This window comes from Kitasatospora sp. NEAU-69 (assembly GCF_057158765.1).
The window spans coordinates 47,212-63,969 of record NZ_JBWXUE010000026.1; the positions used below are offsets into that span (position 1 = coordinate 47,212).

Below are 16,758 nucleotides of genomic sequence, written 5' to 3' on the forward strand. Positions count from 1 at the left end.
GGTAGGGAGTTGACAGCTGAAATGACTACGAGTCAGATACTTCCGGAGGAGACTGCGGGCGGGCCACTGGCCGGCCTTGCGGTCACCGGGGGACGGCCACAGCCGCTGGGCGCGACTGTGGACGCCACCGGCGTGAACTTCGCGATCTTCTCCGAGCGCGCCACCCGGGTGGAGCTCCTGCTGTTCGAGAACTACGGGGATCTCGTCCCGAGCCGGGTGATCAACCTGGATCAGGAGGGACACCGCAGCTACCACTTCTGGCACTGCCACGTGGCCGGCCTGAAATCGGGTCAGGTCTACGCGTACCGGATGGACGGGCCGCCGACCACCAAGGAGAACGGCGCCCGCTTCAACCCGAAGAAGGTGCTGCTCGACCCCTACTCCAAGGCGAACGTCAATTCGCTCTGGGACCGGGTGCGCGCGACCGGCACCGAGGACAACGTCGCGTACTCGATGCGCAGCGTCGCACTCGACCTCGACTCCTACGACTGGGAGGGCGACGAGCCGCTGCGCCGGTCGATGGCGGACACCGTCATCTACGAGATGCACGTCGGCGGCATGACCAACTCGCCGACCGCCGGCGTCGAGCACCCGGGCACCTTCAACGGCGTGGTGGAGAAGATCCCCTACCTGAAGGAACTGGGCGTCACGGCCGTCGAGCTACTGCCCGTCTTCGACTTCGACGAGCGCGACGTGCTGCGCATCGGACCGGACGGCAAGCCGCTCCACGACTACTGGGGCTACAACCCGTACGGCTTCTTCGCGCCGCACACCGGCTACTGCACGGACCCGTGCAACCTCCACCACGTCACCGAGTTCCGGAACATGGTGAAGGAGCTGCACAAGGCCGGCATCGAGGTCATCCTCGACGTGGTCTTCAACCACACGTCGGAGGGCAACGAGAACGGCCCGACGATCAGCTTCCGCGGCCAGGCCAACGAGACGTACTACCACCTCTGGTCCGGGGACCGCCGGAACTACATGGACTTCACCGGTTGTGGCAACGCGATCAACGCGAACCACCCGGCGGTCGCGAAGTTCATCATCGAGTGCCTCGAGTACTGGGTGACCGAGCACCACGTCGACGGCTTCCGCTTCGACCTGGCCTCCGAGCTCTCCCGCGGCACCGAGGGCAACGAGATGGCCACCCCGCCGGTGCTGTGGGGCATCGAGCTGTCCGGCATCCTGGCCGAGACGAAGATCATCGCCGAGCCGTGGGACGGCGCCGGCCTCTACCAGGTCGGCCGGTTCCCCGGTAAGCGCTGGGCGCAGTGGAACGGCCCGTACCGCGACGACGTGCGGCGCTTCGTGCGCGGCGACGCCGGCATGGTCGCCTCGGTGGCCTCCCGGATCAGCGGCTCGCGCGACCTGTTCTCCAAGTGCGCCGAGCTGCCCACCAACAGCATCAACTTCCTGACCTGTCACGACGGCTTCACGCTGAACGACCTGGTCAGCTACAACGGCAAACACAACGACGCGAACGGCGAGAACAACGCCGACGGGTCCTACGAGAACTACAGCTGGAACTGCGGCGTCGAGGGCGCGACCGACGACGAGGAGATCGAGCGGCTGCGAGTCCGCCAGATCAAGAACCTCGCGGCGATCCTGCTGCTCAGCCGCGGCGTGCCGATGATCCTGGCCGGCGACGAGTTCCGCAACAGCCAGGACGGCAACAACAACACGTACTGCCAGGCGAACGAGATCGCATGGCTGGACTGGGACCAGGCCGGCAAGGAGACCGAGGTCCGCAACTTCTTCCAGTCGATGATCGGGCTGCGCAAGAACCACCGCGCGCTGCGCGAGGCCCGGTTCTTCACCGACCGGCACAACGAGCGCAACCTGCCCGAGATCACCTGGCACGGCACCCAGCTCCACCAGCCCGGTTGGGATGACGGCAACGCCCGGGTGCTGTCCTACACGCTGGCCGGCTTCGACGGCGAGCCGGACCTGCACGTGATCCTCAACATGTACCACCTGGGCCTCGACTTCGAGCTGCCCGAGATCGACGGCCACCGGTGGCACCGGGTGGTCGACACCGCCCACGGTGCCGACGGCGACTTCCTGGCCGAGGGATCCGAGCAGCTCGTCCCAGAGCACAACTTCCACGCCCACGGCCGCAGTGTCGTCGTCCTGACCTCGCTGCCCGACCACGGAGGCCTCTCCTGATGAGCGCACCCGATATCCGGCGTACGTATTCGGACAGCATTGCCGGATACATAACGTCCTACGAGCCGACCAACGACCGCTTCGGCCTGCGTACCACGGACGGCCGAGAGTTCACCATCCACCTGGACGGGCTACTCGGTTCCGAGATCGTCCGCAACCTGGGCGAGGACCGCCGGGACACCAGCGGTTCGACTCGCGACATGCTGGCCGAGGGCCGGTACGTCTTCGTCCACGCGCTCTTCTACCACTGGGAGGGTGGCGAGCGGATCGAGGCGCGCCAGATCACCTTCCCGGAGGAGCACCGCGGCAGCTACGTCTTCGAGAAGCCGGGCTGGTGGGTCAAGCAGGCCGCCGAGATCGCGGACTTCTACCTGCGCGGCCACTTCCCGGACGGGAACTACGACTGGCGCAACTTCCGCACCAAGCTGACGCTGCACGGCACCCACCTGCCGGAGCACGTCGGCCAGGACGTGCGCCAGGAGACCGACACGATCTCCCGCCTGGTCTACGGCCTCGCCACCGCGTTCCTGCTGACCGGTGAGGACCGCTTCCTGGAGGCGGCCGAGTCCGGCACGAAGTACCTGCGCGACCACATGCGGGTGACCGACGACAAGGCCGGCGTCACCTACTGGTACCACGGCATCGACATCAACAAGACCGGCCAGCGCAAGGTCTTCGCCTCGGAGTTCGGCGACGACTACAACGCGATCCCGATGTACGAGCAGATCTACGCCCTCGCCGGGCCGACCCAGACCTACCGGATCACCGGCGACCCGCAGATCCTCGCCGACATCGACGGCACCGTCGCGCTGTTCTACAAGTACTTCAAGGACGAGGAGAAGGGCGGCTTCTTCTCCCACGTCGACCCGGTCTCCATGGACCCGCGCTCCGACGCGCTGGGCCGCAACCGCTCGCGCAAGAACTGGAACTCGGTCGGCGACCACGCCCCCGCGTACCTGATCAACGCGTACCTGGCGACTGGCCGCGAGGACTTCGCGCAGCTGCTCGAAGACACCGCCGACACCATCACGAAGTACTTCCCGGACGAGCCGAACAGCCCGTTCGTGCAGGAGCGCTTCCACGAGGACTGGAGCCCGGACCGCACCTGGGGCTGGCAGCAGGACCGCGCGGTGGTCGGGCACAACCTGAAGATCGCCTGGAACCTCACCCGGATCCGGGCCCTGCACGACAAGCCCGAGTACGCGAAGCTGGCCGAGCGGATCGCCGAGATCATGCCGGCGGTCGGCAGCGACCAGCAGCGCGGCGGCTGGTACGACGTGGTCGAGCGTCAGCTCGACCCGGAGAGCGGCGCGCACCGGCTGGTCTGGCACGACCGCAAGGCGTGGTGGCAGCAGGAGCAGTCGATCCTGGCCTACCTGATCCTGGCCGGTGTCGGCGGCGACCTGGAGCACAAGCGGCTGGCCCGCGAGGCGGCGGCGTTCTACAACTCCTCCTTCCTCGACTACGACGACGGCGGCGTGTACTTCAACGTGCTGGCCAACGGCCTGCCGTACCTGCTCGGCACCGAGCGGCTCAAGGGCAGCCACTCGATGGCCGGCTACCACGCGCTGGAGCTGTGCTACCTGGCCGCCGCGTACACCGGCCTGCTGCTCACCTCCACGCCGCTGACGCTGCACTTCCGGCCGCGTCCCGACGCGTTCCCGGACCGGGTGCTGCGGGTCTCGCCGGACATGCTGCCGGACGGCGCTGTCCAGATCGACAAGGTCTGGATCAACGACGAGCCGTACACCGACTTCGACCCCAAGGGCCTGGCGGTGAAGCTGCCGGAGAGCAGCGAGCCGCTGCGGGTCCGGGTGGACATCGAGCCGGCCGACATGCGGCTGCGGATCACCAGCGACTTCGACGGCAAGACCGCCCATGTGTACCTGGACGGTGTCGTTGACCAGGCCGAGCTGGAGAAGTTCCGTCGTGGCCTGAACGAGGCGCTGGCGGTGAAGCCGAACCGGGTGGAGTTCCACCTGCACAAGCTCACCGAGATCGCCCGCCCGGCCATCAACGAGCTGCTCTTCCAGCGCACCAAGAACGGCTTGGACACCGACTTCGTCATCGTCGGCTCGGCCCTGCCCGAGATCACCCAGGCGCTGGTCGATACCGACGCCTTCGTCCTCGACCCGAAGCAGTCCGGCTCCGGCGAGGAGTAGTCCGACGAACCCCCTGTCCTCCTCCGGCCACTCCCCCTCGGTCGGGGGAGGACGGGGCGCATCATCTCAACACCGGAAGGACCCCGCTGTGGCCTCGATTTCGCAATTCCGTGATCCGTCCGCGGGGGAGCGGCAGGACGGAATCTCCGACTACTGCCGGGAGCTGTTCGCCTGCTTCGCCCGCTCGGACCAGCGCCGTTGGGGCGAGGTATACCTCCGCGGTCTACTGCACACCGAAGGGCGGCGGACACCCGCCAACATCACCGAGCACGTGCTCGGTCGCCGGGTCGTTCAGCCGATCCAGCAGTTCGTGAACCAGAGCACCTGGGCCTACGACTCGGTCCGCCGTTATCTGGCGGAGCGGGTGGCGAACGCACAGCCACCCGAGGCCTGGGCGTTCGACGAAGTGGTGTTCCCGAAGAACGGCACCCGCTCCGCCGGTGTCGGGCGCCAGTTCGTCGGCTCGGCCGGCCGGGTGATGAACTGCCAGCTGGGCCTGGCCACTTCACTGGTCCACCGGGACAGCTGCCTACCGGTGAACTGGCACCTGATGCTGCCCAGGCACTGGGACCAGGACCACGAGCTGCGCACCCAGGCGCACGTCCCGATGGACGAACGGCACCGCCCCCGGTGGCGCTACGTCCTCGAGTCGCTCGACGAGATCCTCGAGTGGGACGTGCCGTCGGCGCCGATCCTGGCGAACTGGAGCTACGAGCAGGACGTCGAACCGCTGCTGCTCGGTCTGGAAGAGCGCGGCCAGGGCTACCTGGTCGAGGTCGGCCCGACCACCCAGCTGCCGCTTCCCAGCGCTCCCGGCCGCCCGCGCGGCCAGTCGCGGCCGGCGGTCGAGGTCGCGCACGCGGTCAGCGGTCGCGCCGAGCGGGCGATGATCTCCTGGCAGGACGGTTTGGACGCCGCCGTCCGGCACTCGCAGTTCATGATCGCGCCGCTCTCCGGCTCGCTGCCGCCTCGCCCGACGCTCTCCGGGTGGCAGCGTGGCAACCCTCGCCAGTTGGTGGTCGAGTGGCCGTTCGGCAGGCCGCAGCCGCGCACCTACTGGATGACCAACCTGCCCGCCGAGCGCCTCGCCGACACGGTCGCGCTGGCCGAGCTGCGGCACCGCGCCGCGGCCTGCCACGAGCGGCTACGGCAGGCGTACGGTCTGGGTGACTTCGAGGGCCGCTCGTTCCGCGGCTGGCACCACCACGTGACGCTGGCCTCGGCTGCCCTCGGGTTCCACGCGCTCCAGGAACTGGAGGCGGACGAGGATGTCAGTGGGTTCCAGGAGGACGCGGGCTGACCGACCGGCTCGGCCCTCGCGGCGAGCCGGATCCCGCAGACCCCCGCGTGGCGGGCGTGGCCCAGGTGGCCGCGCCCGCCACGCGTATGTGGCGGGCGCGGCCCCGGGTCAGACAGGCTCTACCGGGCGGTGAGCCGCTCGGAGAGGTCCCACAGCCGGTCGGAGTACTCCCGGTCCAGCGCGTACGGCTGGTAGTAGCCGGTCGGCATGCCCCGCCCGTCGCCCGGCCACGGCTGGGCGACCGCGCAGTCGTCCAGGTACTTGCCGCCGACGCCCTCCAGCTCCGGGGCCACCGCGGCCCAGACCGAGGTGGCCGCGCCCTGCTCGATCGTCTTCCACCCGGGCGCCGGGGTGTCGCCGGCTTCGACGGCCGCCGCGGTGCTCGCGTTCCACTGCGGGGTGTGCCGGTACAGCGGCGACATGATGATGCCGGGCATCACGGCGTTGGCGGTGATCCCGGCGCCCGCGTGACGCTCCGTCATGCCCACCGCGAAGAGCGAGTTGGCGGTCTTGGACTGCCCGTAGGCACCCCAGGGGTCGTACCGGCGGTGCTCGTAGTTCGGGTCGTCCAGGTGCACGTGCGAGATCCGGTGCGCGTGCGAGGAGAGCGCGACCACCCGGGCCCGCCCGGCCGCCCGCAGCGCCGGCAGCAGGCCGGTGCTGAGCGCGAAGTGGCCCAGGTGGTTGGTGCCGAACTGCAGCTCGAAGCCGTCCTCGGTGTGGCCGAACGGGGCTGCCATCACGCCGGCGTTGTTGATCAGCAGGTGCAGCGGGTTGCCGGAGGCCAGGTACTGCTCGGTGAAGGCCGCGACCGAGCGGAGCGAGGCGAGGTCGAGCAGGCCGAAGGAGATCTGCGGGTTGCCGGTCTCCGCGCGCAGCTGCTGCACCAGGGCGGCGCCGCGCTTCTCGTCCCGGCCGGCCACCACCACCCGCGCGCCGACGCCGGCCAGCGCCCGGGCCGTCTCCACCCCGATCCCGCTGAGCGCGCCGGTGACCACGGCGTCGCGACCGCTCAGGTTGTGCCCGGCGATCACCTCCGCCGCCGTCGAATTCGGTCCGAACCGTCCTTGAGTGGCATTCATGTGCGTGATTCCTCCGCCGTCGGCCGAGTTTCGGAAGTGTTATTCACAAGGGTCGTTCGCCGCCCCTTCCAGCGACTTTAATGCGCACTCCGAACGGACTTGACAGCAAGGATTCCGCCTGTCTGCATTTGCGTCAAGTGTGCAGCTTAGCGGGCATGTCGGGTTTGGACATGACGTAGTACCGAGTCCTTCTGACGCAGTGTCACCAACCTCCCGAAGGGAACTCCGATATCCCCGGCTTTCCGCCGCGGGCCGCTCCCGGGGCCGGATAGGTTCGTATTCACTGGGCCATACCTGCGGTTCGGGCCGCACGGTGTCCGACACAGGGAGAGTTGACGAGATGACAGCACAGACCCCCTCGCCGAGCCCCCGCGCGACCGCCGACGCGATCATCGTCGGCGGTGGTCCCGCCGGTCTGTCCGCAGCGCTCTGCCTGGCGCGCTACAACCGCCAGGTGCTGGTCTTCGACACCGGGCACGGCCGCTCGACCCACCACCAGGTGAACCGCAACTACATCGGCTTCCCCGGCGGCATCGCCACCGTCGAACTGCGCGCGCGGGCGGTGCAGCAGCTCGCCGACTACCCGGGCGCGCAGATCCTGCACCACGCGATCCTGCGGGTCGAGGGCAGCGCGGAGACCGGCTTCACCGTCCACTCGCAGTCGCAGACCCACTCCTGGCACGCCCGCACGCTGGTGCTGGCCACCGGCGTACTGGACCACTTCCCGCACTTCCACGGCTGGGAGCGGTACGTCGGCGAGTCGATGTTCTGGTGCATCGCGTGCGACGGCTACGAGAACCGCGGCCGGGACATCCTGGTGGTCGGCCACACCGACGCGGCGGCCGGCGAGGCGATGCAGATGCACAGCCTGAGCGACCGGGTGAGACTGCTGACGAACAGTCACAGCAACGAGATCAGCGAGGTGTACAGCCGCCGGATGGCGGCGGCCGGCATCGAGGTGGTGCACGACCAGATCGACCGGGTCGAGGGCGAGGACGGCCGGATCCGGACCGTGATCACCAAGGGCGGGCAGCGGATCGGCCTGGAGGCGCTGTTCAGCATCCAGGGCGCCACCCCCGAGACCCGGCTGGCCCAGCAGCTCGGCGTGAAGCTCGCGCCGACCGGCTACATCGCGGTCGACACCGAGCAGAAGACCTCGGTCGAGGCGGTGTACGCGGCCGGCGACGTGACCTCGCTGCACTCGCACCAGGTCAGCGCGGCCGTGCACGAGGGCTCGCAGGCCGCCTCGGCCGCCAACTACTTCCTCTATCCGCCCGAGCTCAAGGGCGCGTGACCGATGGCGCAGGACCGAGTACACCGGGGCGGCATCGGCCTGTACAACGTGGCACTGGACCGGGCCGCCGCGGTGGCCCGCACGGTCCGGCGGCTGGAGCCGGCGGACGACACCGCGCTCGAGCTGCCGGCCGAGCCGGACGGCGGGCGCGAGCAACGGGTCACCTGGGCCGAGCTCTTCTTCGACCTGGTCTGGGTCTTCGTGATCACGGAGATCGCCGGCACGCTGCACAAGGCGGTGGACCTCGGCGGCGTCCTGCACACGCTGGTGCTGGCGGTGCCGCTCTGGTGGGGCTGGAACAGCGTCACGCTGCTCGGCAACGCCTCCGGCGAACGGCTGGACGGGCCGCGCGGGCGGCTGCTGCTCTTCGTGATGGGTGCGATCGGGCTGGCGATGGCCGCCGCGATCCCCGGCGCCTTCGAGAGCAGCGGACTGCTCTTCGCGATCTGCTTCGTGCTGCTGAGACTGCTGCTCTGGGCCGAGATGCACCGGCTGCACTTCTACGGGTCGCTGCGGATCGAGCCGTTCTCGTTGGGGCTGCTCGTCTCCGGCCCGCTCTTCCTGGCCGGCGGCCTGGAGCACGGTGCCTGGCGGACCGGGCTGTGGGCGGCCGGCGCGCTGCTGGAGGTGGCCGGGCCGGCCTTCTTCGGGAACCGCCTGGACCACATCAAACTGGAGTCCGCGCACCTGCCCGAGCGGTTCGGGCTGATCGTCATCATGGCGCTCGGCGAGACCGTGGTGGCGCTCGGCACCCAGGCCGCGCAGGGGCCGCTCGGCCTGGCCCAGCTGGGTGCGCTGCTGGTCGGCTTCATGCTGGTGATCGGGCTCTGGTGGACGTACTTCCACTTCGGCGCGCCGGCCGTGCGGCACAGCCTGGCGACCAGCCCGTCGCAGGCCCGGATCCTGCGGGACGTCTTCCACTACGCGCACTTCTGCTACCTGCTCGCGGTGATCTGCGTCGCGGTCGGGCTGCGGGAGCTGATCGCGCACCCGCTGGGGCCGGCCGAGGAGCTGCCCGGCTACCTGCTGGCGCCCGGCGCCGGGCTGTACGTGCTGGGCTTCTGCTACTCGCGCTGGCGGATGTACGGCGCGGCCGCGGTCAGCCGGCTCTGCACCGCGCTGGCCTGCCTGGCGGTGACGCCGCTGGCGCCGGTGATCCCGGCGCTCGCGGTGGCCGCGATCGTCACGGTGCTGGTCGCCGCGCTGAACCTGCTGGAGTACTGGCTCATCGCGACCGGCCGGCCGGTGCTCTTCCTGCGGATGCCGCACTGGTGGACGCGCAGCCGTTCCCGGCCGGCGACCGGCAGCTGACCGGTGGCCGACCGGCGACTGAACGGGACCGGGCCGGCACCCCGACCAGGGGTCTGACCTGGCACGGAGCGATCCGACGGGCACCGCGCGTGACCTGTACGAGTGCCGGTAGCGAGATAGCACTGTCGAACGGGTGGTCGCGATCATGATTGACCCCTCGTCGGGCCACCGAGAGCATGGTGAGGAATCGAGGCTCGGGCCGCCTTGCCCCTGGACGCCTCGGATTCCGGCTGAGAGGCCACTGGCTAACGGTGGACCGGCATCTGATCCGCCACCAGCATTCCTCCCACTGAAGGAGACCATCGCCGATGGCGAAGAAGCGCATTCTCATCGTTCTTTCCGAATACGGTTACTGGGGCGAGGAACTGGTCGGGCCCCTGGAGACGTTCGACAAGGCCGGGTACGAGGTCACGTTCGCGACCGCGACCGGCAAGCGTCCGGTGGCACTGCCGCCGAGCTTCGACCCGGAGTACATCGACCCGCCGCTCGGCAAGTCGGTGACCAGCGCCGAGATGGCCGACAAGGTCATCGCGCTGGAGAAGTCGGACCGACTGGACAACCCGCTGGACATCTCGTCCTGGCTGCCGGACCGGCCGTACCGCAGCCGCCCGGACTTCCTGCGCGCGTTCGAGACGTACAACAGCCGTCGCGACCACGTGCAGTCGCAGATCGCGGAGCGTTACGACGCGCTGCTGATCGTCGGCGGCAGCGGCCCGATCGTCGACCTCGCCAACAACTGGCGGGTGCACGACCTGATCCTGGCCTTCTACAAGGAGGGCCTGGTCGTCGCGGCCGAGTGCTACGGCGTCGCCTGCCTCGCGTTCGCCCGTGAGATGGACGACCGCCTCAGCATCATCCGCAACAAGCACGTCACCGGGCACTGCATCGAGTACGACTACAAGGACGGCACCGGCTTCATGGGTACCGACTTCGTGATCGGCCCGCCGCCGTACCCGCTGGAGTACATCCTGCGCGACGCGACCGCGCCGCGTGGTGCCTACCACGGCAACTACGGTCACGAGACCTCGGTGATCGTGGACTTCCCGTTCGTCACCGGGCGTTCCACCCCGGACTCCTACCTCACCGGCCAGAAGGTCGTCGAGGTCCTGGAGCAGGGTCTGCGCCAGTGGGGCTTCCAGCCGGACCTCTACCGGGCCTGAGCCGGCAGCCTCCCCAGCGCGGCCCCTTGGCGGGCGGCCGCATCAACGGCGCGCACCGCGCGGCCGCCCGCCCAACCTGGTTGCCACAGCACGACACCCCCCGACATCGCAGAGACATCGCAGTCGCGACATTGCAGAAGTGAGGCAGAGAGCTATGGCTAGCAGGCCGGCCCGGGTGGCAATGCTCGAACAGTTCAAGGCCGACGGCATCAAGTACATGTTCGGCAACCCGGGGACCGTGGAGCAGGGTTTCCTGGACGAGCTCCGCAACTTCCCCGAACTGGAGTACGTGCTCTCGCTGCAGGAGGCCGTGGTGGTCGGCGTCGCCGACGGCTATGCCCGCGCCACCCGCAAGCCCACGCTGCTCCAGCTGCATTCCGGTGTCGGCCTCGGCAACGGGATCGGCATGCTGTACCAGGCCATGCGCGGTCACGCGCCGCTGGTCTGCGTGGTCGGCGAGTCGGGCCTGGCCTACGACAGCATGGAGGCCCAGATGGCCGCCGACCTGGTCGGGATGGCCAAGCCGGTGACCAAGTGGGCGACCCGCGTGGTGGACCCGCAGTCCACGCTGCGGGTGCTGCGCCGGGCCATCAAGGTCGCCGCGACCCCGCCCTACGGGCCGGTGCTGGTCGTGCTGCCGGCCGACGTGATGGACGCCGAGACCACCGAGGAGGCGGTCCCGACCTCGTTCCTCACCACCACGAGCATTCCCACCCCGGCGTCGCTGGAGCAGGCCGCCGAGCTGCTCGCGCCGGCCCGCCGACCGCTGATCATCGCCGGTGACGGCGTCCACTTCTCCGGCGCGCACGCCGAGTTCGCGGCGTTCGCCGAGGCCTGGGGCGCCCAGGTCTGGGGCGCGGACTGGGCCGAGGTCAACCTCTCGGCCGAGCACCCGCTGTACGGCGGCCAGTTGGGCCACATGTTCGGCGAGGTCAGCCAGAAGGTGACGGGCGCCGCCGACGGCATCCTGATCGTGGGCACCTACACACTGCCCGAGGTCTACCCGCTGCTGGACGGCGTCTTCGCGCCGGACGCGAAGATCGTCCACCTCGACCTGGACAGCGGCGCGATCGCGAAGAACTTCCCGGTGGACCTCGGCCTGCTGGCCGACCCCAAGGAGACGCTGCCCCGGCTGACCGAGGCGCTGACCCGGAAGATGACCGCCGAGCGCAAGTCGGACGCCGCGACCCGGCTCGCCGAGTCCGGCCGGGCGAAGCAGGCCGCGCGCGCCGCGGCGATCGCCAAGGACATCGCCGACTTCCAGAACGACGGCCAGACGGTCACCGCCGCGCTCTTCGGCTACGAGCTCGCCAAGCAGATCCCCGAGGACACGATCGTCTTCGACGAGGCGCTGACCTCCGGGCCCGCCCTCTTCCGCCACCTGCCGTCGAACAAGCCGCTCCAGCAGATGACGACCCGCGGCGGCTCGCTCGGCGTCGGCATCCCCGGCGCGGTCGGCGCCAAGCTCGCCCACCCGGAGAGCACCGTCATCGGCTTCACCGGCGACGGCGGCAGCATGTACACGTTCCAGGCGCTCTGGACGGCGGCCCGCTACAACATCGCGGCGAAGTTCGTGATCTGCAACAACGGCCGCTACCAGCTGCTGGACAACAACATCGAGGTCTACTGGAAGACCGTGGACGTCGAGCACCACGACTTCCCGGACATGTTCGACCTCACCACGCCCGCCATCGACTTCGCCGCGCTCTCCGAGTCGCTCGGCGTCCGCGCGATCCGGGTCGAGAAGCCCGAGCAGGTGGCGCCGGCGATCACCGAGGCGCTCGCGCACCCCGGACCGTTCCTGATCGACCTCGTCATCGGCCGCTCCTCCTGAGACCGGTTGGTCTACGAGCTGCCCGGACCGGACCAGAAGGAGAGAGTTCCATGGCGTTGAAGGGCCAGAAGATCGCCGTCCTGATGGAGAGCGACTTCTACGAACCGGAGATCCTCTACTACCAGCGCAGGTTCGCCGAGGAGGGCGCCGAAGTCCACTTCCTCACCCGGATGTGGGGCAACGAGCGGATCGTCTTCCGCGGCCACGAGCACCGGATGCCGTTCGAGGTGACCGAGTCCTTCGAGGGCATGGACGAGTACGCGCTCAAGGAGTACGCCGCGCTGATCGTCCCCTCGGGCATCGTCGCCGACCGGCTGCGCTACACCGAGGACATCAAGGAGCTGCCGCCGGCCACCGCGCTGCTGCGCCGGGCCTTCGCCGACCCGGCGATCGTCAAGGGCATCATCTGCCACGGCATGTGGCTGGCGGCGCCGATCGCCGGTGTGATCCGCGGCCGGCGCGCGGTGGTGCACAACAACCTGCTCGGCGACCTGAAGAACATGGGCGGCGTCTACGTGGACGAGGACGTCGTCGTGGACGACGACCTGGTCACCGCACGCACCGGCAACCACTGCCACGTCTTCGCCCGCCAGATCATCGAGGAACTCGAGAAGCGCGCAAGCCGGCGACACGCCGGTGTCGCCTGACGGCCCACAGGAGCTGGACATGACCGATCTGGCAACCCGCCCGCAGTCCACGGCCGAGGTCGCCCCCGCCGAGGGGACGACCCCTGCACCGAACGGTGCCGTGAGCGGCACCGATCGAGCCGTGCGGGCCACCGCCGGCCCGGTCACCGACGCGCTGCCCGCACCCCTGGTGGGCCGAATACCCGTCCTCGACGTCACTCCGGTGGTCGAGGACGGGCGTCGGCCCGCCAAGGCGGTGCGCGGCGAAACCTTCCTGATCGGCGCCACGCTGTTCCGCGAGGGCCACGGCAAGCTCGGCGCCAACGTGGTGCTGCGCGACCCCGACGGCAGACCGGGACCGTGGACGCCGATGCGCGAACTGGCCCCCGGCACCGACCGCTGGGGCGCCGAGGTCACCGCGAACACGATGGGCCGCTGGACGTTCACCGTCGAGGCCTGGAGCGACCCGGTGACCAGCTGGCTGGACCGGGCCGAGATCAAGGTCCCGGCCGGCCAGGACGTCGAACTGACGCTGGAGGAGGGCGCGCAGCTGCTGGAGCGGGTGGCCGCCGGGGTGCCGCAGGGCACCGGGCGCACCACCGTGCTGGTCGCGGTGGACGCGCTGCGCGACCGCTCCCGCCCGCCGCTGGAGCGGCTGACGGCCGCCATGCTGCCGGCCGTCGAAGAGGTGCTCGCCCGCTACCCGCTGCGCGAACTGGTCACCTCCTCACGCACCTTCGAGCTCCAGGTGGAGCGGCGCCGGGCGCTGTACGGCTCCTGGTACGAGTTCTTCCCGCGCTCCGAGGGCGCCACCCTGGACCCTCCCTCCTTGCCCGGCACCGGGCAGGAGGGGCCCATGCGCTCGGGCACCTTCCGCACCGCGGCCGAGCGGCTGCCGGCTGTCGCGGCGATGGGCTTCGACGTGCTCTACCTGCCGCCGGTCCACCCGATCGGCCGGTCCTACCGCAAGGGCCCGAACAACACCCTGACGGCCGGCCCGCACGACGTCGGCTCCCCGTGGGCGATCGGCGCACCTGAGGGTGGCCACGACGCGATCCACCCGGACCTGGGCACCATCGAGGACTTCGACGCCTTCGTCACCCGCGCGAACGAGCTCGGGCTGGAGATCGCCCTGGACTTCGCGCTCCAGGCCTCGCCGGACCACCCGTGGGTGCAGCAGCACCCGGAGTGGTTCAGCCACCGGATCGACGGGACCATCGCGTACGCCGAGAACCCGCCGAAGAAGTACCAGGACATCTTCCCGATCAACTTCGACCAGGACTTCGAGGGCCTGGTCGCGGAGAGCCTGCGGCTACTGCGGCACTGGATGTCACACGGCGTGCGGATCTTCCGGGTCGACAACCCGCACACCAAGCCGGTGCACTTCTGGGAGCGGGTGATCGGCGAGATCAACCGCACCGACCCCGACATCGTCTTCCTGGCCGAGGCGTTCACCCGGCCCGCGATGCTGCAGACGCTCGCCAAGGTCGGTTTCCAGCAGTCCTACACGTACTTCACCTGGCGCACCGACAAGGCCGAGCTGACCGAGTACCTGACCGAGCTCACCGAGGAGACCGGCGCCTACCTGCGGCCGAACTTCTTCACCAACACTCCGGACATCCTGCCCAAGCACGTGCAGAACGTCGGCCTGCCGGCCTTCGCGCTGCGCGCGGTGCTGGCCGCCACGCTCTCGCCGAGCTACGGCGTCTACGCCGGCTTCGAACTCGGCGAGAACGACGCGCTGGGCACGGACAGCGAGGAGTACCTGAACAGCGAGAAGTTCCAGCTGCGCCCGCGCGACTGGAGCCGCACCGACACCCTGGCCCCGCTGCTGACCACGCTCAACCGGCTGCGCCGCGCCCACCCGGCCCTGCAGGAGCTGCGCAACCTCAGCTTCCTGGAGACCGACAACGAGCAGATCATCGCGTACGCCAAGCAGACCGGCACGGACCACGTGATCACCGTCGTCAACCTGGACCCCGAGAAGGTCCAGGAAGCGACCGTCACGCTGCCCGGAGACGGTCCGTACCAGGTGCGATGCGAGCTCTCCGGCGCGGACTACACGTGGCAGCAGCAGAACTACGTCCGCCTCGACCCCGAGGAGGGGCCGGCCCACATCCTCACGATCCGTCAGGAGGGCTGAGATGCCCGCGACCGCGACCGTACCCGCCTCCGAAGCCGCACCCGTCTGCGCCAAGTGCGTGGGCCTGGAGCACGGCGCCGAGCTACAGGCCGACACACTGCTGCGCCCGCTACTGCCGGCCCTGATGCCCTGGCTGGTCACCCGCCGCTGGTTCAGCCACGAGCAGGGCTGCCTCCAGGAGCTGACCCCGGTCACCGCCTCGGTGCTGGGCGGCTCCCCGGACGGTCACGTCGGCGTCGCCGAGCGCGGTCCGGTGCTGCTGCACTCACTGCTGGACGCCAAGCACGGCGGTGCCCAGGCCGGCAGCACCGCCCAGCACCACTACCAACTGCTGGTCGGCCTGCGCCCGGAGCTGCCGGCGGAGCTGGCCTCGGCCGGCATCGGCCGCGCCACGGGCGGCCCCTGGGACGGCTGGGAGCTCTACGAGGCCACCGAGGACCACGAGCTGATGGAGCGCCTGCTGGAGCGCACGGCGGCGGGCGGGGAGACCGGCGTGCTGCGGATGTCGCTCACCGGCGCGAAGACCATCCCGTCCGGCCTGGCGGCGCGGGCACTGGCGGTGGAGCAGAGCAACAGCACGGTGATCTTCGGCGACCAGCTGCTGTTCAAGATCTTCCGGCAGCCGGAGCCCGGACCGCACCCGGAGACCGACGCGCTGCGCGCGCTCACCCGGGTGCAGTGCCGGCGGATCCCGGGCCTCACCGGCTGGATGCACACCGACGGCGACCCGCAGGAGTCGGTCGTGCTCGGCATCCTGGAGGAGTTCCTGCCGGCGCTCGGCGACGGCTGGAAGCTGGCGGTCGAGCAGGCCGCCGAGTGCGTCACCGGCATCTGCAAGACGGTCCCGGCGGTCGGCGGCTTCACCGCCGAGTCGCGGGCGCTGGGCGCCGCGGTCGCCGAGGTGCACAGCGCGCTGGCCGAGGCGTTCCCGCAGGTCGAGCTCGGCCCGGAGCAGGTGCTGGCCCAGGTCGACCAGATGCGCCGCGACCTGCGCACGGCGGTCCGGGTGGTGCCGGAACTGGAGCCCTACGAGGGCCGGTTGACCGGTCTCTACGAGGACTTCGCGAAGATCGCGGTGCGCGGCCAGGGCCTGCCCGGGCAGCGGATCCACGGTGACCTGCACCTCGGCCAGGTGCTGCGCACCGACGACGGCTGGAAGGTCATCGACTTCGAGGGCGAGCCGTCCCGTCCGGTGGCCGAGCGGCACCTGCCGCAGCCGGTGCTCAAGGACGTGGCCGGCATGCTGCGCTCCTACGACTACGCCGCCCAGCAGGCGCTGGCCGGGCTGCCCCCGGAGGAGGGTGGGTCGGCGGGTGCTGACGGCGAGGCGTCCGCGGACCCCTCGGCGCCGTCGCTGCTGTCGGCCGCCGAGGAGGCGGAGCGGTCGGCGAACAAGCTGCGGCAGAGTCGGCGGGCCTATGCTTGGGCCGTTCGTAACCGCCGGGCCTTCACCGCCGGTTACGCTGCTGCCGGCGGCACCGACCCGCACTGCCACCCGGTGGTGCTGCGGGCGTTCGAGGCCGAGAAGGCGGTGTACGAGGCCGTCTACGAGGCCCAGCACCGGCCGGACTGGCTGCCCATCCCGCTCGCCGCGATCCAGCGCCTGGTCCACGGGCGCTGAACCGCACGGCTCCACGCGCTCCCCGATTCCCGATCCTCGACTCCGTCCCCGGACCTGCG

At 70.0% G+C, this 16,758-nt stretch carries 11 protein-coding genes; 10 read left to right on the forward strand and 1 reads right to left on the reverse strand.

Going from position 1 to position 16,758, the window contains the following annotated elements; genetic code table 11:
- The first annotated feature begins 21 nt into the window (after window positions 1-21).
- From glgX to AC060L_RS27020, 3 genes are all read left to right on the forward strand, one after another.
- The gene (gene glgX, locus AC060L_RS27010; protein ID WP_483801535.1) at window positions 22-2,166 is read left to right on the forward strand and encodes a glycogen debranching protein GlgX; all 2,145 of its coding nucleotides are present in this window, start codon (window positions 22-24) and stop codon (window positions 2,164-2,166) included.
- Window positions 2,166-4,328 (forward strand): AGE family epimerase/isomerase, encoded by a 2,163-nt coding sequence (locus AC060L_RS27015; protein WP_483801536.1) that lies wholly within the window; start codon window positions 2,166-2,168, stop codon window positions 4,326-4,328. Before glgX ends, AC060L_RS27015 begins: the two co-directional genes overlap by 1 nt.
- 88 nt (window positions 4,329-4,416) lie before the next feature.
- Window positions 4,417-5,628 carry an IS701 family transposase gene (locus AC060L_RS27020; protein ID WP_483801537.1) on the forward strand — a complete coding sequence of 404 codons (1,212 nt, stop codon included), beginning with the start codon at window positions 4,417-4,419 and terminating at the stop codon, window positions 5,626-5,628.
- Between the two features lie 119 nt (window positions 5,629-5,747).
- On the opposite strand, the gene AC060L_RS27025 is transcribed toward AC060L_RS27020, so the two are convergent.
- On the reverse strand, window positions 5,748-6,710 hold the full coding sequence (locus AC060L_RS27025; RefSeq protein WP_483801538.1) for an SDR family NAD(P)-dependent oxidoreductase: 963 nt from the start codon (window positions 6,708-6,710) through the stop codon (window positions 5,748-5,750).
- 340 nt (window positions 6,711-7,050) lie between these two features.
- Between AC060L_RS27025 and AC060L_RS27030 the strand changes: the two genes are divergently transcribed.
- The 7 genes from AC060L_RS27030 (at window position 7,051) to AC060L_RS27060 (ending at window position 16,699) form a co-directional block, all read left to right on the forward strand.
- A complete protein-coding gene (locus AC060L_RS27030; RefSeq protein WP_483801539.1) occupies window positions 7,051-8,004 on the forward strand; it encodes an NAD(P)/FAD-dependent oxidoreductase in 954 nt (317 codons plus the stop codon).
- A gap of 3 nt (window positions 8,005-8,007) precedes the next feature.
- Window positions 8,008-9,315: a low temperature requirement protein A gene (locus tag AC060L_RS27035; protein WP_483801540.1), complete on the forward strand. Its 1,308-nt coding sequence runs from the start codon at window positions 8,008-8,010 to the stop codon at window positions 9,313-9,315.
- A 308-nt stretch (window positions 9,316-9,623) separates the two neighbouring features.
- Window positions 9,624-10,475: a type 1 glutamine amidotransferase domain-containing protein gene (locus AC060L_RS27040; RefSeq protein ID WP_483801541.1), complete on the forward strand. Its 852-nt coding sequence runs from the start codon at window positions 9,624-9,626 to the stop codon at window positions 10,473-10,475.
- Window positions 10,476-10,629: 154 nt separating this feature from the next.
- A complete protein-coding gene (locus AC060L_RS27045; protein WP_483801542.1) occupies window positions 10,630-12,309 on the forward strand; it encodes a thiamine pyrophosphate-binding protein in 1,680 nt (559 codons plus the stop codon).
- Between the two features lie 50 nt (window positions 12,310-12,359).
- The gene (locus AC060L_RS27050; RefSeq protein WP_483801543.1) at window positions 12,360-12,956 is read left to right on the forward strand and encodes a DJ-1/PfpI family protein; all 597 of its coding nucleotides are present in this window, start codon (window positions 12,360-12,362) and stop codon (window positions 12,954-12,956) included.
- Between the two features lie 19 nt (window positions 12,957-12,975).
- On the forward strand, window positions 12,976-15,078 hold the full coding sequence (locus AC060L_RS27055; RefSeq protein ID WP_483801544.1) for an alpha-1,4-glucan--maltose-1-phosphate maltosyltransferase: 2,103 nt from the start codon (window positions 12,976-12,978) through the stop codon (window positions 15,076-15,078).
- A gap of 1 nt (window position 15,079) precedes the next feature.
- Window positions 15,080-16,699: a maltokinase N-terminal cap-like domain-containing protein gene (locus AC060L_RS27060; protein ID WP_483801545.1), complete on the forward strand. Its 1,620-nt coding sequence runs from the start codon at window positions 15,080-15,082 to the stop codon at window positions 16,697-16,699.
- Window positions 16,700-16,758: the final 59 nt, after the last annotated feature.